Source organism: Candidatus Magnetaquicoccus inordinatus (assembly GCF_004217665.1).
GTDB classification, from domain to species: domain Bacteria; phylum Pseudomonadota; class Magnetococcia; order Magnetococcales; family Magnetaquicoccaceae; genus Magnetaquicoccus; species Magnetaquicoccus inordinatus.
Window position 1 is genome coordinate 1 of the sequence record NZ_RXIU01000353.1, and the last position, 2,227, is coordinate 2,227.

At 57.3% G+C, this 2,227-nt stretch carries 2 protein-coding genes; both read left to right on the top strand.

Translation table 11 applies throughout. The annotated features are described in order from the left end of the window. The first annotated feature begins 439 nt into the window (after positions 1–439). On the top strand, positions 440–1,195 hold the full coding sequence (locus tag EJP87_RS15550) for a competence/damage-inducible protein A (RefSeq protein ID WP_193771445.1): 756 nt from the start codon (positions 440–442) through the stop codon (positions 1,193–1,195). A gap of 75 nt (positions 1,196–1,270) precedes the next feature. Continuing rightward, positions 1,271–2,107, top strand: a complete 837-nt coding sequence (locus EJP87_RS15555) for a DODA-type extradiol aromatic ring-opening family dioxygenase (RefSeq protein ID WP_130472768.1) — start codon at positions 1,271–1,273, stop codon at positions 2,105–2,107. The last annotated feature ends 120 nt before the right edge of the window (positions 2,108–2,227 follow it).

Here is a 2,227-nt window from a genome sequence, read left to right on the forward strand (position 1 = left end):
GAAGAAAAATCCTCATCAGGTTCGGCAGAGACTTCACACCCCCCCTGAAATGCTGAACCGCCTTCGTTGCCCAGGCGAGCGATTCCCAACCAGTGGGAAACATAGAGAGAACGAAGTCCCAGTTTTCATCCGTCAGTGCGATTGGCTTAGTCATAGTGACCGAAGCATAGCACAGAATCTAGCTTACAGTAAATAGGTTAACACTTATGGGGCTTTGCCCTGCACCCACCAGGAGGAGATAACCTCCTCCTGGACCTCCATAATAATTTTCTGGTTTTCTAATGCGCTTGCCCTGTTGCTCCTCACTGTTTCTGGAGTGCCTGCCTCCGCTTGTCTCTCCCTTCTCTTTTGCCAGCTTTTTGGCTATCTTGCCTGCAGTGTTGCTTGTCCTGATCAGTCATGCCATGGGAAAGGAAACCCAATGCAGCAGTGTGCAGAGGTGTCAGAAGAAAAGAGCTATTCGCCAGGGTTGCTGGTGATCGGGGATGAGATCCTCTCCGGGCGGCGGGTCGATGCCCACCTGCCCTATGTGAGCAAACGTCTGCATGAACGTGGCATGGCGCTGGCCTGGGCCCGCTTCGTCGGCGATGAGGCCAGCCAATTGGTCCACACCTTTCAACAAACCCTCGCCGAAGAGCGGCCTGTCTTCTGCTTCGGGGGAATCGGTAGCACCCCAGATGATCGTACCAGAGAGTGTTTGGCGCAAGCCGCTGGCGTGCCCCTGCTGCGCCATCCCGATGCCGTGCGCGAGATCGAAGCCCGCTTCGGCGTCGATCCCTCCTCAGTCCGTCTGCTCATGGCCGATTGGCCGCAAGGCAGCTCTCTGCTGCCTAATCCCGTCAATCGTATCCCAGGCTTCTGCTTCCGTGCCCACTATGCCCTGCCCGGCTTTCCTGAACTGGCTTGGCCAATGCTCGATTGGTTGCTGGAGCACTATTTTCCTCTGCTCCGTCCGCCTGAAACCCTGCTCTGTCTGCGCATCGAAGGGGCAGGAGAGAGTCGGGTAGTCCTGCCTATGCAACGTATCGCTGCCCGCTTTCCGCAAGTGCGTTGCGCCAGTCTGCCAAAATTGGGCAGCGATGCCCATATCCTGCTCTCGGTGTGTGGCCGGGGAGACCAGGTGCACGAAGCCTTTGCTGCCCTCACTGCCGAGTTGACCGGCGAAGCTCTCTCCTGGCAACCCGCGGCAGGTTGATGCCCTCTTTGTGTATAATAAGGATCATCCCTGTGCTTTTCTTCTTGTTTCCCTCTTTTGCAGCTTCAGCTCCCCATGCACACACCCAACAGCTCTCAGCCCAATAACAGCTCCAGCCGTCAACCGGTTTGGTTTCTTCCGCACGGGGCGGGCCCCTGCTTTTTTATGGAGTGGCAGCCCGCCGATGCCTGGCTGGCCATGCGTACCTTTATGCAGCAGATCCCCCACACCTTGCCTCAACCACCACAGGCTATCCTCTGCATCTCTGCCCACTGGATCGAAAACAGCTTTACCCTCGGCAGCGGCGCACAACCAAGCCTGCTCTATGACTATTATGGCTTTCCGCCGCATACCTATCAGCTCTCCTATCCGGCAGCCGGAGCCCCCTGGCTCGCCCAACGTGCCGCCGAACTGCTGCAACAGGCCGCCATCCCTGCCCAACAAAATCCCAGCCGTGGCTTTGATCACGGCATGTTTATTCCCCTGAAGGTGATCTTTCCCGCAGCCCAGATTCCGGTGGTGCAACTCTCCCTGCAGGCCAGCATGGATCCCCGGCTGCATCTGCAGGCAGGTCGCGCCTTGGCTCCTCTGCGCGAACAGGGGGTGGCCATTATCGGCAGCGGAATGAGCTTTCACAATATGCGCGGCTATGGCAAACCCCCGTTTGCTCCCATCTCCGACCGCTTTGATCAATGGTTGTGCACAACCGTCGAAGCCCACGCAGAGTTGCGGGCAGCACGGCTCTGTGACTGGCAACAGGCTCCCGAAGCCCATCTGTGCCATCCCCCAGGGGCCGAAGAGCACCTGATACCCCTGATGCTGATTGCCGGAGCCGCCGGCGATGATCCGGGAAAACAGGTGTTCAGCGATCGGGTCATGGAGACCACTTTGTCGGCATTTCGCTTTGCTTGATCAACAGTTTGCCAAGAGAGCGCAACAAAAAAAATGAACAGGGATCCCAGGGCAATCGCATTTGAAAATCAGAAAATTATTATGGAGGTCCAGGAGGAGATTATCTCCTCCTGGTGGGTG

Coding starts and splice junctions, on each gene's coding strand:
- EJP87_RS15555 (WP_130472768.1), top strand. CDS start 1,271: ATGCACACACCCAACAGCTCTCAGCCCAATAACAGCTCCAGCCGTCAA.